The organism is Ruegeria sp. CG11, from assembly GCF_056537245.1.
Genome location: NZ_JBQFRE010000007.1, coordinates 76023 through 93409 on the forward strand (window position 1 = coordinate 76023; position 17387 = coordinate 93409).

The window sequence follows — 17387 nt, forward strand, 5'->3', positions numbered from 1 at the left end:
GCCTCTCGCAAGTTCAGTCACAAAACGATTTATTTGACGAAGCAACTCTATCAAACTTTTGAGCCAGCTCTTCTTGTTCCAGATTTTTGAAAGTCTGTTTGTCCAGAGACGGCCACAAAGCTTTTGAAGTCACCCCCGCGTTCAGCAGTACCTGAACCATTCGAGAGTTGAATGTATTGACCCAGCCAACTTCAGAGGTGTTGATATGTGTGATCAACTCCTCTCTAAACGGGTCATCCGACGGCCCCAGACGACACAGCCCCATACTGCCCATATAGTACATATAATGGTTGGATGTCCTCAGACCGACCCCCAGCATGTCCAGAAGCGGTGGAATTCCATCTGTGCCGAACAAGTAAAACTTGGAAAGAAAGGGGGCATGTTCATTGTAGGCCAGCGGGTTTTCCGCCGCGCGCAACATGTCATCGAAGTAACCGAGGAGAGTTCTTTCAGGTAATTTGTCGAGTTCGAAACTTGCGCCCCAAATGCCGTCGCGTCGCCATTTGTCCATTTCCGGCCAAGGTTCTGCTTGTTTCAGGCGAGATAGAAACATCGCGGCCAGATCTTCGTCGGATACGAGGTTTTTTTGCTTCAAATAGGATACAAAGCTGGACAGACGCGGAGGTGCCGGAAGATCAGGATTTGCCAAGAATTCAATGCCGATTTCAATATCTTTCCCAACTGGTTGTACGGCAATGTCACTGTTTGAGTGCGTAAAGTTCAAGCGCTCCCAATAGGCGGTAAACGCGGACCATTGCGCTTCGGTTGGCAAGTTGCCGGACTCGACCGAGCTCTCCAGAATCTCGTGTAAAAACCGTCGGTTTTCTTCGAACGGATCTACGATTTGCAGGTCAGTGTCCGGCAAAACGGCTTCCACATTGCCTTGCGGTGCCACTACCATAGACTGTTTTGTAAAATCGAGACCGAGCGTTTTCGTCAGAAAATCGGGCCAGCTATCCGCTCTGGAATACTTTCGCCGATTGAAATAACGTTCCTGCCGGATCCACCCCACTCCTACGTCAAGCCCGTAACCGAAGTTTGGGCCGGAAAATAGCGGCCTACCTACCAAAGCGTATTCACCCGAAGTTTCGCGGAAAATTTCTTCATATCCGTCGGAACCAGGGCTCAGCTGATAGACGCTCAGACGCGCTGCGGAGATTACATTCTTTTCAAGGCTGAAACCCAAATCCCTGATCGGATGGCCTCGTCGAATAGGCCCGCGAGTAATGATCAAGTCTGCCTCTCGCAGCTTTGCTGGCTTTTCTGTCAGACAGTAACCTCTTGCAATTGCAAGGGCGAGCAATTCGGTAACGGAAACTGCGTCACCCTTGCTGAGCACGTCCGGATACAGATCCAGCTGTCGATTTCCCCTCGAACCTGTGAGTCTGAGAGCAGGGCATTGGGTCTGTCGTTCGAGCTGAAATGATGTGGTGTCAGAGTTCAGGTCAAGTACACGGGTCTCGGCGTTCCAAGGCTGAACAAGGAACCTGTCAGCTGTCCCGGATAACAGAGCATTTACACAAAATGCTCTACAACCCTTCTCATTGCTTTGGTAGGCGATCACGTTCGTACTCAGTGGTAACGTAACGCTGTTGATATCACCGCTTGTCAGTTCGTCCACATCGTCTTGGATGCTTGTGTTGATTGCAGATGCCCCTAAAAAGAGAATGGCATAAGTTGCAAGCGCTGCAATGGGAAGCGATATCCAGCTTTTGAATGGCAGAAGGCCGTTAAAGATCGCCACCAATAGAGCACACAAAAATATTCCAGGCAGTGCCCAATAGGCATACGCCAAGGGGAAACCGATTACGGTTATGAGCGGTATAATTCCAAGCTCTGGAGCAATTACGGTAAGTGTCGCCAGGACACCTAAAACTGCCAAAATTATCAGAGCTAAACGTGATGACATTGAACACAAGCCTTTAAGAAATAAGTCTTTTCGGTTCAAACATCGTCCGCGAAAACGGCAAAATTTTGTTGAGGTGCAACTTTTAGCCGAGTTTTCTCAATCCGACACACGTGGCGCATCTCAGCAGCCAGATGGCCAAAGCACATACATGGCTGTGTCACCAAACTGCAAACCGTTTTCATTTGCTTAGCGTACTATCCTGCCCCCTACCGGAGCAGACCCCTCAACAGTCAAAAGTTTGCAACAGAGCCATCGCAAAACGAGGGCGACCTTAGAGTCTTAGACGAAAAAGACTCGACTTGATAACAAGGTTTCAAGCTCGCGAGTCTTAGTTTTTTGAAGAGAGGTCGCTCCTCGTTCAGTTTGACTTGATGTAAATCGATTACTATCTTTCCCCTAAAGGGGAAGAATTAATGGCAACTGCTTACGAGTCTCTCACAGTCAATGAGGCCGCGCTCTTAGCGGGAGTCTCAGCTCGTCGTATCGAGAAGAGCGTAGAAGAAGGTATTGTTCCGAAGAGAAAGATGAGGCTCTCTCTTCGTCGCAATGAAGCTGCACATGTCCCAATTCATACAGTGGCGTATGCTGCTACATTGATGAGAATTCGTGGAGTTCGAATGGAAACATCTGCAAAGAAGCGTATTTGGAGGTTCCTAAAACACACTCATGACGAGGATCTCGGAGTTGTGCATCTCTCAGCTGGACTTTCTTTGACACTCAATGATGTTGCAGGCACAGAGTGGATTAAAGCTCTTCGCTATCTTCGCGCGAGAGAGGAGCATCTTTCGTCAGATCCAGAAGTGTTGGGTGGCGAGCCTGTCATCGCCGGAACCAGGATCACCTGCAGGTCGGTCCTCGGTCGCGTGTCAGGTGGCGAAACACTCGATGAGTTGGTAGAGGATTATCCTAAAATCCCTCGCGAAGCATTCGAAGCGGCAGAAATCTATGCGAGAACACATCCTCCACGTGGAAGACCCGAGTCTGGTAAGCCATGGCGTAACGCTTGAGGCTTTAGGACTTGAAGATCTTTATTGATGAGTGCCTGTCGCCACGAACTGCAAATGAATTGATGGAAGAGGATGGGCACTACATTGTCCATCCTCGAAACATGGGCGGCCTCGGTGATCCCGATCATCGAGTTCTTGAGAGGTGCATTGAAGAAAATCTTGTGATCGTTACAGAAAACGCGCGTGACTTTCGCGCTTTAGCGGCCCGCGCGGATATTCATCCAGGCATGATCATCTTGCCCTGTGTCGATCGGCATACAGCAAAGCAACTCATTCGCACTGCCGTGGCTCACCTCGAGGGCATGGGAGATCCAGATGATGTCATGGTGAATCGAGTGCTCGAAATCGATGAGCAGGAGCAGATTGTGATCTACGATCTGCCGGAAGCGTAAACCAGCCCAATGTTGCAACCAAATAGAGATGTCGCTGGTTTTGCAAAGCAGAAATGTCACCACAGTGCGCAGCGGGAACAAGGCTTACGCGCCCGGAGACCTTCAATATCGCAGGGCTGAAAAGCCTTGTGGGGTTTTAGAAAGAACCTGCTACGAAGTGAGCAGTTTAGCTCGCATTGACGCTCTAAACTCTGTCACGGTGTAAGTCGCCATCCCTTGCTTTTTGAACGGGTCGGCCTCCAAAATATCTTCAAGTTCATCCCGCGTCGCGGCTGTTGCAATGATTACGCCTCCGGTGCGCGGGATTTTTGGACCTGACGCAATAAAACACCCAGAGGCAAAATTCTGCTCCAGAAAGTCAACGTGAGCGTCAAGCGCAGGTTCGATTTCGTCAAGCGATACGATGTAATGGACATCTACTATGAAGACGTTTTGCTCAGCGGGAATGAGGGGCATTGGCTCTTCTTTTGTTGGATTTCAAATGAATTACAAAGGCGCTTAGTTGCACCTCTGGCAGTGATTAGCAACTTCGCTTCGCACAGGCTGCGCTGGATACTCTGGTGGTCGGTCCATGGATTTAGAAACCCATGACAACGATCAGGGTGTTTCTCACCACCGTGAAACTGGCATAGTTCTTGTTCACTTCTTAAGTGACTATGGTAGACCGCAAGTTTCTTGCGTCGGAAAACGGTCGCCTCAGCTATTGAACACGAAGGCCCGCGCAATAATGCGCGAGCCTCGGAAAGAGGGTAAAACTTTCGCACTACGCCTCACCGGACAAGATGGGTAATGGAAAGCCTTATGTCAATTCTGTCAAGAATGATGTCGGAGGTTAGCCACGCGCGTCTGCCAGTAACAATATGTCGACCATTCCTATGTTGTTTGCTGGCGCATGCTCGACAACCAAACGGAAAGCATCCCGAGCATTTGCGTCCACCTAGTGTTTTTCCAAGGGCAACGGGTTATCTGCTGGAAAAGTTGGGGCTGGCGGCTCTGACGATCGTTTCCTGACAGGATGGCCGTTGTCGAATTGGATGGCGGTTTCAGCCCACCGGAAGACCGTGATCAGTTTCTTCGGTGCTCTTTCGCTATGACACACCTATGGGTCTTCTTCACTGGTAACCCCCTCCAAGCGTTTTCCGTTCAGCGCCCACTCCACCTCAAAACACAGCCGTTGGACGGCTGACCAGACGTTTTGCGCTGCGCGAAACCGGGCATAGCCAGGAAATTCCGGTTCGCTGCAGAGCGACGAGACGAACAACCCGATATCGCCGTGAACGATCTGTTCCGACAATACCTCGGAGCAGGGTAGCTCAGTTTGCATTACTGAGTAATTCTTAAACGCCCGACGGATTTCCGATGCTTCAGATGCGCCAAGGCGACAACCATTGATCAAGCCAAGAGCATGGTCAGACGTATCCAAATACTTGTCGAGTCCTTCAACCGAGCCCGTTGCCTCAATTCGACTGATTGCAGGTGCGATGATCAGATCAGCGAGGCCAAGCGCGGTAAACTGGGGTTCCTGGGTAACGGCAGATGTGTCGATCAAAAGGATGTCGATCCCTCGTGTTCTGGTGGAAGCTACCGCGTCTTCAACCTCTTGTCCGCTCGTGCACACAATCAATTCAAGTCGGGGTGTGCCAAGTCCCTGGGTGACCATTTGCACCATCCATTTTCGCAAAGGGTAGGGGTGTTCCAAGCTGTTCGCTAGATAGGTGCATTCCATCACAGCAACTCGTTTACCCTGAGCGAGGAAGCCTGAAGCTAATGCCATCGTTGTGATCGTTCGTCCTGAACCGCCCTTTTTGCCAAACAGTGTGATGGTCTTCATGCGGTCTCCGCGTGCAAAAAAACATATTATAGTTGATAACATTAAAGTATGTAATTCTCAATCTTCCCGTGCATGGATATGCGCAAATTGGTTGGAAATAACTTTGCACGCCTACGTCGGGAAAAAGGCCTGACGCAGGAGCAGGTGGAGGAGCGCTCTGGTTTCAGTCAGCAATATCTGAGTGGGCTGGAGCGGGGGAAGCGCAATCCGACCGTGATTACGCTCTACGAGCTGGCGCAAGCGCTTGGCGTGAGCCATGTCGATCTGGTGCGACCCGATTAGCAGCCGGATGAAGACACGCATTGCAAAACGCTTGGAGGTCTCTGCTCGAGTTTCAAGCGGATGTTATTTCTGGTTTCCTGAGAACAGAAAGACGTTGCCGGCACTTCTCGCGGGCGCGCATCTTCGCGTTGCTTGAGAGGGCGGTATCACCGGTAGGGTTTGCGTTCCCCACTGAAACCACGGGGGTAGAGCAACAAAAAGCGGAAGTATTTTGCGTATACAGTTTGGAGCCGGTGGAGCGTACTTTTGGTTCAACTGCCACCGCGCTCAACTCCGACTAAATTGATTTACCTGGGTGTTTGATCTAGGCTTCAGGGCGAACTTTAGATCGGGGCACCTGATTTGACAGATGCGGAATTCAGAATGAGCGACGAACAAACACATGCTGAAATCGCGAGGCTAACGGCGTTGACGTCGACGCTGGAGACCGAGGTTGCGAAGCTGAGAGCGGAGACATCCAGGCTGGCTGTGCGGGGTTCCTACCTTCCTGGAAGTATTCGCCTGGTGCCGGATGTCCTGGTGCCGATGCTGCTCGCAGCGGGCCTGATTGGCGTCTCGGCGACGGTCGTCAAACTCTTTCTCTGATTGTTTGGTTGTTGCTGAGACATGCCGTTTGGGGCCTTGCTTCGAACGTCTGCCGTCGAGCAAAAAGCACGTTCTCATGGTTCCACTGAAAACAACATGCCGTCGAAGATTGGCAATACATAATCTCAGCCAAGCATCAGTTCGGGGCTGCAAAAGTCAGGCGCTGATACGGCGGTCGTTGCTCAGGTGTTTGAGTTGCACTGTGTGTTTTGAGTCCTTTCGAAACTACAGAATCCGGTGATCAAACTGTGCTGAGATTTGCAGATTTTTCCACGAAAATAATCTACCTATGCGTGTGGTTCGTTTGTTGATTTAACATCGCTTCAGATCAGTTGAGTTCGCCGTTGCGAACTTTTCCCCAGAGTGACTGAACACACTCGTGACACCCGACCAAAAGGACCGTCGCCAAGCTAGTAGGTGTTTCAAAAATACAGTCATTTTGCTTCGGTTTTACGCTTCTCAGACGTAGAGCTCGGCACCTTCACGACCAGTTTCCGACCAGAAGACAACCAGTTCTGGACGGTTTATTCGATTTGCTTGGTGCAAAACGTGCAATGAGCCTTTCGGAAAGACTTAGAGGTCATTGATCGGGAAGGATGCGCGCGCGTTCCAAGGGTTGAAGGGGGTCGGGAACCAGTCCGAAAGGGTTATAGGCTCCCCCCCCTGAAATCCCAGCATCATGCGGGATCTAGGGGTGCGAACTGTGGCCCCAATGGGATTTGGCACCCGGCTGTTTTGAAAGCGAGCCGATGGCACCAGCAGCTTCCGAGAGTCCAGAAGGTGATGGCGGGAGCGTAGGGCGCTCCTGAGGCGCTGAAATGGTATGTTGGCAGGGGGGTAGGGTGCAAAATTCCCGCAAAGCCACTCAGCGGCGCTCTCCGTGGCTCTGGCGATGTATCTTGAGGTCTTTGGAAGGTGGCGACGACCGCGCGTGCGGGTTTCTGAAGTGCTCGGTGGCAACAATTTTTCAACGTCAAAGGCCCTGAGATTGAGGCGGGTTTGATCTGCATGGCGTTTTGACCCCTCACAAAAATCCGCTTGACGTTTTGTACCCCCCTAAAATCACAACATGATGTGACGTTTTGGGGTGTGCAAAAATGGTGCATGACGCTTTGCATGCGTCGAATGTACATCAGGAAACAACGTTGGTGTCGTGTGTTTGAGTGGGTTATTCAGGGATTGTTCGGCAATGAGCCACGATTTTCGATGAAAACTGCGAGGGGCGATTTTTAGCGCTGCTGAGGGCCTCTAAGTCTCCGCCGGCTACCCGCCCCACCAAAAAGACGCTTTCGCCCTCTCAGTGGCGAGATAAGGCGCTGTGTGACGTTGTTTGGACCCTATCAATGCCAGATCATTTCAGAGCCAGGCAATTGACGGGTGGATTTCGGGCTTTCAGGTGTCCTGTCTTCCGGACCGTCACGCGTTTGCGCGGTCGACGCCAGCGCACAACCGTGCCGATCTGACCCAAAGTGAGGTTTATTAGCTCCGAGGCCGAATGAAGTTGGAAGGCGGGGCATGGCTCTGGCGCCGTGAGGGCTGCACCAGTCGCGGGGGGGGGCCGCGTCAGCGATTATTGTTGCGGAGAGAATTGTGGAGTTATTTTGCCTAGACCTAGTCTGATTTTGGCCTTGTTTTTCAAACCATGGAACAACCAAAGGTTGTGGATTTGATGTTGCGTTCGATGGTCTATCTGGCGGCGAGATCATCATTGGGTTGGGAGTGGCTACAGTAACAAAAAATCATCAAGTGTGTGTCGCCGCACGGGTGAGAAGGCCCGATAGATGCCGCGTTAGTTCGCGTTTCATCCTTTCATGCGGCTGCCAACAAACCAAAGAAAAGATCAGATTTTTGCGTCAAAGATTAAGGGTGCTTAAGCAGCGTTTATTGCCTTGCTCTGCGTCAGTACACCTTTGCAGAGCGCGTGGTGGGTTTGTTGCGTGAAACTTCCTCCCAAAGGGTCTGGTAACCGAAGGCACAACTGCATAGGTTCAGTCGGTCAACGTATGAACCACTTGTCGCAATTTTATGTTCTCGACACTAAGTTGCGACCAACAAGATGGGATCGAATGCAGTACCAAGATAGTGCTTTGTTTAAATTTCAGGGACATATCGCAGCGGCCAAGGCCATCCTGGCCAACGAAGACCTCATCGGCCACGAGTTGTTTGATGTCGCTCATGCCCTCAAAGATGAATGCCATCAACTCATCAGGGAAGGTGACGCAAGATGGTATCGGCAGCCGCCTTGTACCCTCACAGTCAAGCGTGAGACCCGTAAGGTTGGACCAAAGATCGTCTGGGTAACCTACAACAAGAAAAAAACAACTTTGATGGACGGCAGCACCCGAAGGTTCTCTAAAGAGGTCGGGGGGCGGAAGAATGGTCGCTACCCAAAGCGTATCTTCCGTGAGTTCGACGAAGAACTGCGATACAAGCTTATAGAGATCGAGGATCGAGCAGCTGCCATTCGTCAGCGTGTTTCATTCTGGCGCGCGACGTTCAAGCAGGCCCAGGCAATCCTCGATGAGGCAGGTGTGTCGCATTGGTCGAAACCTTCCCAGTCTACAACTGCATCCGGTTTCTATTGAAAATCGATCACTAGCCCGATGGCTCTGACGCATTCAGAATTGTGTGCTGACAAAGGCGCCCAATACCAATAGGGCCAGTGCAATCCCGCAACCTGCGAGGAACGGATACCATTGGTTCATGCCGATAATCCGATCCGTTTCTGCGATCGTTTTCGCAACCTGAGCCCGCAACATCCTGTCAATGTCACCCGGTTCAGGGTCAGACTTGGATAGCTCCGCTCGGAGCCTGGATACTTCGGCAACCAACGTAGACAACTTGGCATTGAGATGCGCAATCTCGGCCTGCCGTTCATCAGTTTGAGGTTTAGTATCAGCGTCCATTGTATCTCGCTCAACCAACACGTTCCTTTTTGAATGTATGAGCAAAACGACCAGAAATCAAAAGTCCCGAAAGTTGAGCGGCAGACAATGAGGTATGCGCGGCCCGAACGCGTGAGTTGTCTCAATATCGTCCGGGATTTACGTTCAGTTTTGCGGATGTTTGAAAACATGCTTCAAAAATCAGGTTTCTGGCTTGAATTGAGGCATTAGGTATTCCGGCTGACGGGACAGTAAAGTCAGACACGGTGGTCGTGTTTGTCAGAGACACTCAGGCTGGCGTTACTACTGTAAACGATACGTTTCCATGAAAGCTGTGGACTCCAATACCCGAAGGTGTCACGCTGAGACTGCGGGTGGCATGTTTATTTTAGCACGTACTGGTTTTCCCAACCGGATTTTAGAGGGGGTATTGAGTGTGATGTGCCACCCCACAAATCTCAAGCAATCCGAAGCCGGCAGATCGGGAGTTCTTCAGCCAGAAGCCGACGGCCATCGCAGATTGGAACAGGAACAGGGTGCACAAAGTGAGACGCGTTTTTTGCCGACTTCTCGGGCATAAATGGAAAGTTCGTTTCGCCGGGGGCGCGTCTGTTCATCAATGTGCGTGGTGTGGTGTCGCCGGTGATGCCTATGGCAATGAGGTTCGCTGATATAACGGCAAGCCTCAATTATAATTAACATAAAACGGATTACACGGGACACGACAGTAGCCGCAAAGCTAAAATGTCACCCATGAGCAATTCAGGAATGTCACTCTCCTCGTATAACAAAGCGAGGAAGATCGGGCATGGGTTGGGTGATGATGAGCGAGCGCGAGTTGAATCGTGTGGAAGTATTGGCACAGGTCGATGATGGCCGCTTGACCGTTGATAATGCGGCGAACCTGCTGGATCTGACGCGGCGCCAGGTGTTCCGGCTGCTGAAGCGATATCGCCTGGATGGCGTGGCGGCGATACGGCACAAGGCGCGCGGCAAACCTCCGAACAATCAGATTCACAAATCGAAGCGCGATTATGCCTTGGCGTTGGTCAAAGAGAGCTATTCCGATTTCGGGCCGACATTGGCCGCAGAGAAGTTGGCCGAGCATCACGGCTTCAAGGTTTCGCGTGAGACTTTGCGCAAATGGATGGTCGAAGATGGACTCTGGCTGTCGCGCAAGCAGCGCCGAACCTTCCATCAGCCACGACTGCGGCGGGAATGTTATGGCGAACTGATCCAGATCGACGGCTCCGATCACCGATGGTTCGAGGATCGAGGCGATCCATGCACCCTGCTCGTCTTTATCGACGATGCCACCAGCACGTTGATGGAACTGCGCTTTGTTCCATCCGAGAGCACCTTCAGCTACTTCGAAGCGCTTGAGAGCTATCTGCACACGCACGGCCGCCCGGTGGCGTTTTACAGCGACAAACACACGGTGTTCCGTGTCGCCAAGGAAGATGCCAAAGGCGGTGCTGGCATGACCCAGTTCGGTCGTGCATTGAACGAGTTGAACATCGAGATCCTGTGCGCGAACAGTTCCCAGGCTAAAGGCCGAGTTGAGCGCGCCAACCGCACGCTTCAGGATCGGCTCGTCAAAGAGCTGAGGCTGGCCGGAATCTCAGACATGGCGGCCGGGAACGCCTTTCTGCAAGACTTCAAGGATCGCTATAACGCAAAGTTTGCAAAGGTGCCTGCCAAGCAGGACAATCTGCACCGCGCGCTGAATGTTGAACCGGATCGGCTGGCTGATGTTCTATGTTGGCGCGAGAACCGCTACGTGGGCCATCAGCTTACATTTTCCTATGATCGCAAGCGTATCATGCTGGAAGAGACCGATGTCACGCGCGGCCTGGTTGGTAAATACGTGGACACCTAAATGAGATCGTCACGGCCTGCTCCTGTCATGTTCTAGTGCGCGTTACCAGAAATGCGTTCGATCTGACAGGTACGGGAGAAGTTTGCGACAGAACCCTCCGTATTGACAATTCACACTTTGAAATTTACGCCAACACATAAAGGGGCCGTGTGGCCCACGCCAGATTGCAGCTGCCGAGAGCATGCAGCCGCAACCCAGCCACTCAACCATGACAGCCTGCAAGTCCCCCGCTTATCAGTTGCGGACTTTTATCGGTTTCGTTGATGCGCTGACGATCTACGTCGCACAGAGCCCGTTTCCGGTAGGCCCCGGCGAAGAAGGTATGCAATGACGCGCCACATCGAATGTCCAGCCCTTCAAACACGCAGATCGTACAGTCGTGTTCTGATGCTAGAGCTGACCCTGATTGCCCTGCTGACGACCACGCCGATAAGTCTGAGCGCGCAGGAAGTAACACCGTTGCCCGCGCCAGACGTTTCAGTGATCAGCACTACACCGGGCGCACCTCAGCAACCAGAGGCCGCGCCAGTGGATGTACCTGTTGAGCCGGTTGAGCCAAACCTGCCAGAAGCCGAAAATCCGCCTGTCGAGACGACATTTCCCGCGTCCGCAGAACAGGGCTTACTGGACATCGCGAGTGACACTTCAACTCAGGCAACCGAGTTTCTGCGCAATGGAGGGCCGTCGATCTGGGTTATTGCAGCTCTGTCCGTCGTAACACTTGCCCTGATACTCTGGAAAATCTGGCGGCTTGCGCTGATTGGCGCATGGTCCCGCGGCAAGGCCGGGCTGGCCGTCGATCTGTTCGAAGCAGGCAACACAGAAGCCTCCCTTGCCACCGTAAGAGGCCGTATGGGTGTGCGATCAAAGGTTATCGAGACAGCGATAATGGCCCTCGCCAAGTTTCCCGAAGACCGGGCCCGCGAAGAAGTGTCGCGCGTCGCGAAACGTGAGATCGCCAACGCCGGCGTTGGGCTGCGGGCGTTGGAACTGATCGCGACGATTGCACCCTTGTTGGGCTTGCTGGGCACTGTGCTGGGCATGATCGCCGCCTTTCAGGCGCTGCAACAATCGGGCAACCGCGCCGATCCGGCCCTGCTGGCTGGAGGCATCTGGGAGGCTCTACTGACAACCGCTGCGGGTATGGCCGTGGCAATCCCGGCCTCGGCCGCGCTGACCTGGTTCGAAGCGGTCATCGACCGCATTCGCCGTGATGTCGAAGATGGCGCCACGCGTCTGTTCATATCGGTCAAACCTGAAGAAGTGAAACTGGCAGCAGAGTGATCCGATGCAGTTCGCCCCGCCCCTCAAACCTCGGCGCAAGCCCAGCCTGACACCGATGATCGACGTGGTGTTTCTGTTGCTGGTGTTCTTCATGCTGGCGTCCCGGTTCGGAACCGAGGCAACCCTGTCCTTGCCTTTGGCCGCGGCGGGTGGAGATTATTCCGGCCCGCCCCGGCTGATCGACGTGTTGCCCGAGAGTACCTTGTTGAACGGCGTCGAAGTCAACGATCTGCCCACAGCCTTGGCTCCGCTCATGCAAGAACCAACGGACACGTTGATCCTGCGTGGGAAGGACGGGGCGACACTGCAACACATCGTTACTGTCACCGAAATCTTGCGTGACGCCGGATACACTTCGGTTGTTCTGGTGGAGTGACGCCATGGATTTCTCGGAGCCACCTCGCAGACCGCGCGCAGAATCCATCGTGCCGATGATCAACGTCGTTTTTCTGCTGCTGATCTTCTTCCTGATGACCTCGAACCTGGCGAAACCCGAACCGTTCGAGGTTACTCCACCGCGTTCGACATCCGATATGGAACCCGAGGCTGAACGGATGCTCTATGTGGACAAAACCGGACGCACGTCTTTTGAGGGGGCCGAAGGTGAAGATGCGTTGACCGATCTGGCGATCAGCGAGACAGACAGCGTCATTCAAATGCGCGCCGATGGCGAATTGGAAGCCAAAGCTGTGGCCGGGTTGCTGAGTGACCTTGCAAAAGCCGGTCTTAGCAAAGTCGAACTGGTGGTGGCGCCGCAATGAAACGATGGCTTGAAACCTTCGTGTTCGTTGCGCTTGCAATAGCGCTGCATCTGGCGGTGTTTGCCAGCCAGCCTCGATCCGGGATTACGGCCGGGGGCAGCGGCGGCGACGCCTTGGTGTCGTTGAAAGCCGCAGCGCCAACTGTCGCCGAAATGGTCCAGTCCTGGGAACAGCCGACCGTCGTTCGGACCGCTGCGCCGACAGAAATGACAGCACCAAAGTCACCATCCGCGACCACCTCTATGCCGTCTTTGCAGATTGATCAGGCGCCTCGGGCTCAGGTGAAGGTGGCGATGGCCGCGCCCCCCTTGGAAGACGAGGTACAGATTGACACGACGCCTCCGCCACCACCCAAACCGGAACCTGAAGTAAAGGCGAAACCAGAGGTCAAACCGAAGCAGCGACCCCAGAAAAAACCGGAACAGGAGGGGCGCAAGGCCAAGGTGACCTCAGCCGGGGTCGCCAAGCAGGTCTCGGCCGGATCGGGTGGAGGCACACAAGCTGGCTCGGGATCATCCGAGGTGAACACGGGCTCACCGGGACAGGCGGCTGAACTACAAGCCGTGTGGGGCGCGAAAATCCGAGCCCGGATTGAACGCAACAAACGCTATCCGCGCGGGACCAAAGCCAGTGGCAATGTAACGATCCGTCTGACCATAGCGCGTGACGGCCGGTTGGTGTCCCACCAGCTTGCCAAATCGTCAGGCGACCCAACCCTGGACCAGGCCGCCCTCAGCGCTGTAGCCCGATCAAAGCGGTTTCCCAAAGCGCCAAAAGAACTGCAAGGCAACAGCTTCCGCTTTTCAGTTTTGATCCGCCTTATGCCTCGAAGCTAAGCTCAGTCTCCAGTGTTTTCTGTGACACTCCCCTTTGGACGCGCATTTTCCTTTAGAAAACTCAAACCTTTTTCTGTGATGACAATGGAATGCGGAAGCGGAGATGGGCCGTGTCTGTAGAGGTGGATACTATAGTCAATCCAACCTCTCTCTTTCAGCAAAGACAGGGTTTTTGCCAAAGCGCCATTTATTTCATTGCCGAACGAAGCTGACAGCAGGATCGAAGCCGGGTGATGATCCGCAAGATGGTTTAGAATATCCATCTGTGATTTTTCATCCAGTAACGTTCCCAACAGTATGCCCCTCGACTGTGCTTGCCAGCATTAGAATCGCTGTCCTGACCTAAACGGGTTAGCTCAGCGCTATTACGCAAAAGTCGCCAAGCGCTGGCCTGACAGGTCAGTCTGCGTCTTCCATCTTCGTTGCATTGAGTTGGGCAAACAGCTCAGGCCCGACACGGTCAAACAGATCCAACTGTGTCTCAAGAAAATCAATATGACATTCTTCGTCTGACATCAGCTCTTCAAACAAACCCATGGAAACATAATCGCCAGCGTCCTTGCAAACATCTCTGGCTTCTTTGTAGAGGGCGCGCGCGCTTTGCTCAGCAGCCAGATCGCATTCCAGCGTTTCACGCGGGTTTTCACCGATCTTCAGCGGATCCAGTTTCTGCAGGTTTGGATGGCCTTCCAAAAGAATGATCCGCTGAATCAATTTGTCGGCATGCTCCATTTCTTCAATGGATTCCTCACGGCTTTTCTTGGCCATGCTTCCCAGGCCCCAATCGTCCTGAAGGCGGTAATGCAACCAATACTGGCTTACGGCCGTCAATTCATGCCGAAGTGCTTTGTTCAGATATTCGATTACTTTTTTGTCACCCTTCATCACTAATCTCCCTGGCTAATGCTACTTGTTGCTTGGAAAAGGACTTTCGGGATCGAATAATAACATTTTTTAGAATAGCTCAAAAATTTGCGAAATACCTTTTGAACTCAGCTAAATACCCGAAATCCCGACGATTCTGGTTTGATTTATTTCGACGGCTTTCGGTAAACTCAACTCCTATACCGGAGTGAGACAAAACAAGGAAAAGTTCGAAGCCCTGATTTGTAACGCACACAACATCGTCACGTTCGTGATAAGTTTCACCTAAGTGGTCCAGAGGCACGGGCGAACTCCAAAACTTTGGAATTAACTCCGACAGCCATCATGCGACTTTCCGTGTTTCGGTTCATCGGGCCGCAAATTCGTTTGGGGTCAAGGTTCCAAGCGAAGAATACGGCTTGAATTCAGTGAAAGCAGTCCTCCAACAGTTGGTTAGGTTGGATCGTTATCCTTGGATTAAACCATAAGGCGTTCAGTCAGTCGTGGCGGAGACGGGTTTTGAAAGCCAGCAGGTACGCATTTTGTTGCCCGTCATCCGGGACGCGAGAAGTCAAGCTCCACCCACGTTCCAAAAAGCCAACGCGGCTACCCAATCCCCTTCAGATGGAGTTTTCCGACCAGTAGGCTTGAATGTAGGATGCTTTGGGGTCGCCGTTTCGCTCTTTAAAGGCTGCACGTACCCGCGCAACATCGGCTTTTTCACCGGCGTACCAAAAGAAATGATCGGGGTGTTTTGCGTGCGTATCCAAAGCGCTTGCTGCCAGATTCTGTTCGCCCCTGGAAAGACGTGTGAGCCGGATGCCAGGCGGCACAGTAACTGGGTAAGTTTCGGTCTCGAACGGGTCTGACAGCATCAGAACCTGCCCTCGCGCGTTATTCGGTAAACTTTCCAAAATCCGAGCGATTGCCGGAAATGCAGTTTCATCGCCACACAATAGAACCTTTTCCTCGTTCAACACACCTCCACCTAACGGGCCAAGCACGGCAAAGCGCGTGTTCGGCTGCAATTGACGCGCCCAATCGGTCACCTGTCCGCCTTCATGGATAAACACGTCAAAGTCGATAATACCAGACGATCGATCAAGGTGCCTTACCGTGTATACAGGCTTGTGCAGGGCCTTGTCGCCCTTTGGCCAGCGTGTTGATCCGTTTTCAGCCAATACAGGCCACTCTGGCGCTTCTGTACCATCCGGTTGCAATAAAAGACGGAAGTGAATGGACTCGTCTGTAAAACCCGACAAGTCAGAAATCCCAGCCCGAACGCGTAGAAAATTTTCCGACGGTACAGACACTTCCAATGCTGTCGCAAAGTGAAAGTTAGGGGGGTAATCACCTGCTTTCACTCGCTCGGATTGATCCTCTCCGGTCCACCGCAGCTGACTGACTTGCTCCGGGACAAGCTCGGTCAGGCGGGCCAATAGTCGTTCCCGAATAACATGAAGGTTCTCCGGGCGCGTGGCGTGCAGAGCGGCACGTGTCCCCGACGAATGGGGCTCAAAACTGCAGTAGCCATATGCCAGCTGCACAACGAGACCTTGACTGTCATCCCGCTGCACAGGCAGGTCCCATCTCTCGGCGTCGCCCAGCATGAGGCTACGTATTGCCGCAAACTCAAGCCCGGGTACGAATGTCTGGGTTTTCAGCGGATAGTCTGGTCGGTGCAGCATCTGAGACCTCAATATCTGAACCGGAATACTCAGTCGACGACGGCGCATCCAATAAGGTGCTTTCATCGCAAAGCGTGAAGCCGGTTAAGTTGTTTTTGATGGCTGCCCGGACCTCATGGCTTCTGGTCCGACTCTGGCTGTCGGGCACAAGGTGTACCCGGATAACGCATCGGTAGAACCGAGATCAGCACAAGTCAACCGAATGAAGAACTGTACCCTTCATTCTCTTGCACCAAGCCATTCTTCGACTGCGGTCAGAGTATGTTTCGCGCTGGCGATTGTCGGGCTGGTGACCTGCGCCGGATCAAGATAGAGGATACGTCCCTCTTGCGCGGGTTTCATGAATTTGTCCCAACCCGGCGCGATGCGATCCAGCCGGGCACGGACAGCAGATTCACCCTGTGCAGTATCCATGTAGCTGTTCATCAGGACCAGCAAGGCGGGATCGAGTTCCATGAATAACTCAGCACTGATCGGGGCTGCAAAGTTCGATCCCGGTGCGTTGGAAATGCTGCCCTTAATATCCTCGCGCACCAACCCCAGATCTTTGAGGGCCTGCACCATGCCCGAGGTGTCGCCCACCAGATTGATCTGGTCATGCACGATCACGGCAAGAAAGGTGTTGCCGGGTAATGTGTCGGCCATGGCACTTTGCAGGTCCTCGATTTGCGCATCATAGGGTGCCTTAAGCGCATCAAATGCCTTATCGCGTTGCAAGAGATGCGCAAGATCCGCCGCAACCTCAAACCCCTGTACACGGCCCGTACCGGTGTTCTGCAGATAAACCGGGGCGATGGCCGACAACAGATCGGCCTGCCCCGCGTCATATTCGGTGCCGATGATCAGATCCGGCTCCAGAGCCCGCAAGCGCTCCATGTTGATATTGCCGAAGGGGCCAATCCCCTGCGGTGGTGTGGGCTGAGCCTGATCGCCCAATGTAGCGTGGGTAAAATCGACGGCGCTGAGCAGCTCACCATCATCTCCGCGCCCATAAGCACCGATGATCTCAACCCCAAGTTCCATCAACGGGATACCCAGCATCGGCTCATGCAATACGACGATCCGCCGAGGGTCGTCAGGGATGTTCACAGTTCGGCCACTGTCGTCTGTGACGGACCCTGCCAAGGCCGGCGCCGCACTGCCGAAGGTCAAGCAAAAGATCAGAGTTCGGGTAAATGGCATTT

17 protein-coding genes and 1 pseudogene are annotated in these 17387 nt (G+C 53.1%); 10 read left to right on the plus strand and 8 right to left on the minus strand.

Annotated elements, in window-relative coordinates; translation table 11 throughout:
• Positions 1 to 13 precede the first annotated feature (13 nt).
• Complete coding sequence (locus tag ACR0KW_RS15695) at positions 14 to 1948, minus strand: hypothetical protein (protein WP_480805837.1); 1935 nt, start codon at positions 1946 to 1948, stop codon at positions 14 to 16.
• 374 nt (positions 1949 to 2322) lie between these two features.
• Here ACR0KW_RS15695 and ACR0KW_RS15700 point away from each other — a divergent pair, with 374 nt between their 5' ends.
• Together ACR0KW_RS15700 and ACR0KW_RS15705 are read left to right on the plus strand one after the other, a co-directional pair.
• Positions 2323 to 2916 (plus strand): DUF433 domain-containing protein, encoded by a 594-nt coding sequence (locus ACR0KW_RS15700; RefSeq protein ID WP_480805838.1) that lies wholly within the window; start codon positions 2323 to 2325, stop codon positions 2914 to 2916.
• Between the two features lie 11 nt (positions 2917 to 2927).
• On the plus strand, positions 2928 to 3308 hold the full coding sequence (locus tag ACR0KW_RS15705) for a DUF5615 family PIN-like protein (protein ID WP_480805839.1): 381 nt from the start codon (positions 2928 to 2930) through the stop codon (positions 3306 to 3308).
• Between the two features lie 150 nt (positions 3309 to 3458).
• Here the strand turns inward: ACR0KW_RS15705 and ACR0KW_RS15710 are convergent, their stop codons facing one another.
• Both ACR0KW_RS15710 and ACR0KW_RS15715 read right to left on the minus strand, forming a co-directional pair.
• Complete coding sequence (locus tag ACR0KW_RS15710) at positions 3459 to 3764, minus strand: YciI family protein (protein ID WP_480805840.1); 306 nt, start codon at positions 3762 to 3764, stop codon at positions 3459 to 3461.
• Between the two features lie 643 nt (positions 3765 to 4407).
• Entirely contained in the window at positions 4408 to 5139 is a 732-nt protein-coding gene (locus ACR0KW_RS15715) for a division plane positioning ATPase MipZ (RefSeq protein ID WP_480805841.1), read from the minus strand.
• A gap of 78 nt (positions 5140 to 5217) precedes the next feature.
• Here ACR0KW_RS15715 and ACR0KW_RS15720 point away from each other — a divergent pair, with 78 nt between their 5' ends.
• The 3 genes from ACR0KW_RS15720 to mobI all read left to right on the plus strand — a co-directional run bounded on the left by ACR0KW_RS15720 (position 5218) and on the right by mobI (position 8591).
• Positions 5218 to 5421 carry a helix-turn-helix domain-containing protein gene (locus ACR0KW_RS15720; RefSeq protein WP_480805842.1) on the plus strand — a complete coding sequence of 68 codons (204 nt, stop codon included), beginning with the start codon at positions 5218 to 5220 and terminating at the stop codon, positions 5419 to 5421.
• 363 nt (positions 5422 to 5784) lie between these two features.
• Complete coding sequence (locus ACR0KW_RS15725) at positions 5785 to 6006, plus strand: hypothetical protein (RefSeq protein ID WP_480805843.1); 222 nt, start codon at positions 5785 to 5787, stop codon at positions 6004 to 6006.
• 2066 nt (positions 6007 to 8072) lie between these two features.
• Positions 8073 to 8591 carry a conjugative transfer protein MobI(A/C) gene (mobI, locus tag ACR0KW_RS15730; RefSeq protein WP_480805844.1) on the plus strand — a complete coding sequence of 173 codons (519 nt, stop codon included), beginning with the start codon at positions 8073 to 8075 and terminating at the stop codon, positions 8589 to 8591.
• Positions 8592 to 8624: 33 nt separating this feature from the next.
• Here mobI and ACR0KW_RS15735 read toward each other — a convergent pair whose 3' ends face one another.
• On the minus strand, positions 8625 to 8912 hold the full coding sequence (locus ACR0KW_RS15735; RefSeq protein WP_480805845.1) for a hypothetical protein: 288 nt from the start codon (positions 8910 to 8912) through the stop codon (positions 8625 to 8627).
• 787 nt (positions 8913 to 9699) lie between these two features.
• Here ACR0KW_RS15735 and ACR0KW_RS15740 point away from each other — a divergent pair.
• The 5 genes and pseudogenes from ACR0KW_RS15740 to tolA all read left to right on the plus strand — a co-directional run.
• Positions 9700 to 10767, plus strand: a pseudogene (locus tag ACR0KW_RS15740) (ISNCY family transposase); the annotation flags it as partial.
• A 330-nt stretch (positions 10768 to 11097) separates the two neighbouring features.
• Positions 11098 to 12054, plus strand: coding sequence for a MotA/TolQ/ExbB proton channel family protein (locus ACR0KW_RS15745; protein ID WP_480805846.1), 957 nt, complete (start codon positions 11098 to 11100; stop codon positions 12052 to 12054).
• Positions 12055 to 12058: 4 nt separating this feature from the next.
• Positions 12059 to 12430 (plus strand): ExbD/TolR family protein, encoded by a 372-nt coding sequence (locus tag ACR0KW_RS15750; protein ID WP_480805847.1) that lies wholly within the window; start codon positions 12059 to 12061, stop codon positions 12428 to 12430.
• Between the two features lie 4 nt (positions 12431 to 12434).
• A complete protein-coding gene (locus ACR0KW_RS15755) occupies positions 12435 to 12815 on the plus strand; it encodes an ExbD/TolR family protein (RefSeq protein ID WP_480805848.1) in 381 nt (126 codons plus the stop codon).
• On the plus strand, positions 12812 to 13651 hold the full coding sequence (gene tolA, locus ACR0KW_RS15760) for a cell envelope integrity protein TolA (RefSeq protein WP_480805849.1): 840 nt from the start codon (positions 12812 to 12814) through the stop codon (positions 13649 to 13651). Before ACR0KW_RS15755 ends, tolA begins: the two co-directional genes overlap by 4 nt.
• 2 nt (positions 13652 to 13653) lie before the next feature.
• Here the strand turns inward: tolA and ACR0KW_RS15765 are convergent, their stop codons facing one another.
• The 4 genes from ACR0KW_RS15765 to ACR0KW_RS15780 all read right to left on the minus strand — a co-directional run bounded on the left by ACR0KW_RS15765 (position 13654) and on the right by ACR0KW_RS15780 (position 17385).
• A complete protein-coding gene (locus ACR0KW_RS15765) occupies positions 13654 to 13944 on the minus strand; it encodes a hypothetical protein (RefSeq protein ID WP_480805850.1) in 291 nt (96 codons plus the stop codon).
• 106 nt (positions 13945 to 14050) lie between these two features.
• Positions 14051 to 14536 (minus strand): bacterioferritin, encoded by a 486-nt coding sequence (gene bfr, locus ACR0KW_RS15770; RefSeq protein ID WP_480805851.1) that lies wholly within the window; start codon positions 14534 to 14536, stop codon positions 14051 to 14053.
• Between the two features lie 599 nt (positions 14537 to 15135).
• Entirely contained in the window at positions 15136 to 15954 is an 819-nt protein-coding gene (locus tag ACR0KW_RS15775; RefSeq protein ID WP_480805852.1) for a siderophore-interacting protein, read from the minus strand.
• 468 nt (positions 15955 to 16422) lie between these two features.
• The gene (locus ACR0KW_RS15780; protein ID WP_480805853.1) at positions 16423 to 17385 is read right to left on the minus strand and encodes an ABC transporter substrate-binding protein; all 963 of its coding nucleotides are present in this window, start codon (positions 17383 to 17385) and stop codon (positions 16423 to 16425) included.
• Positions 17386 to 17387 lie beyond the last annotated feature (2 nt).

Bases quoted from the DNA above. Each gene is read 5' to 3' on its own strand.
- ACR0KW_RS15700 (WP_480805838.1), top strand. From the start codon at position 2,323: ATGGCAACTGCTTACGAGTCTCTCACAGTCAATGAGGCCGCGCTCTTA.
- ACR0KW_RS15750 (WP_480805847.1), top strand. From the start codon at position 12,059: ATGCAGTTCGCCCCGCCCCTCAAACCTCGGCGCAAGCCCAGCCTGACA.
- ACR0KW_RS15710 (WP_480805840.1), bottom strand. From the start codon at position 3,764: ATGCCCCTCATTCCCGCTGAGCAAAACGTCTTCATAGTAGATGTCCAT.
- ACR0KW_RS15735 (WP_480805845.1), bottom strand. From the start codon at position 8,912: ATGGACGCTGATACTAAACCTCAAACTGATGAACGGCAGGCCGAGATT.
- ACR0KW_RS15745 (WP_480805846.1), top strand. From the start codon at position 11,098: ATGACGCGCCACATCGAATGTCCAGCCCTTCAAACACGCAGATCGTAC.
- mobI (WP_480805844.1), top strand. From the start codon at position 8,073: ATGCAGTACCAAGATAGTGCTTTGTTTAAATTTCAGGGACATATCGCA.
- ACR0KW_RS15715 (WP_480805841.1), bottom strand. From the start codon at position 5,139: ATGAAGACCATCACACTGTTTGGCAAAAAGGGCGGTTCAGGACGAACG.
- tolA (WP_480805849.1), top strand. From the start codon at position 12,812: ATGAAACGATGGCTTGAAACCTTCGTGTTCGTTGCGCTTGCAATAGCG.
- ACR0KW_RS15725 (WP_480805843.1), top strand. From the start codon at position 5,785: ATGAGCGACGAACAAACACATGCTGAAATCGCGAGGCTAACGGCGTTG.
- ACR0KW_RS15755 (WP_480805848.1), top strand. From the start codon at position 12,435: ATGGATTTCTCGGAGCCACCTCGCAGACCGCGCGCAGAATCCATCGTG.
- bfr (WP_480805851.1), bottom strand. From the start codon at position 14,536: ATGAAGGGTGACAAAAAAGTAATCGAATATCTGAACAAAGCACTTCGG.
- ACR0KW_RS15780 (WP_480805853.1), bottom strand. From the start codon at position 17,385: ATGCCATTTACCCGAACTCTGATCTTTTGCTTGACCTTCGGCAGTGCG.
- ACR0KW_RS15720 (WP_480805842.1), top strand. From the start codon at position 5,218: ATGCGCAAATTGGTTGGAAATAACTTTGCACGCCTACGTCGGGAAAAA.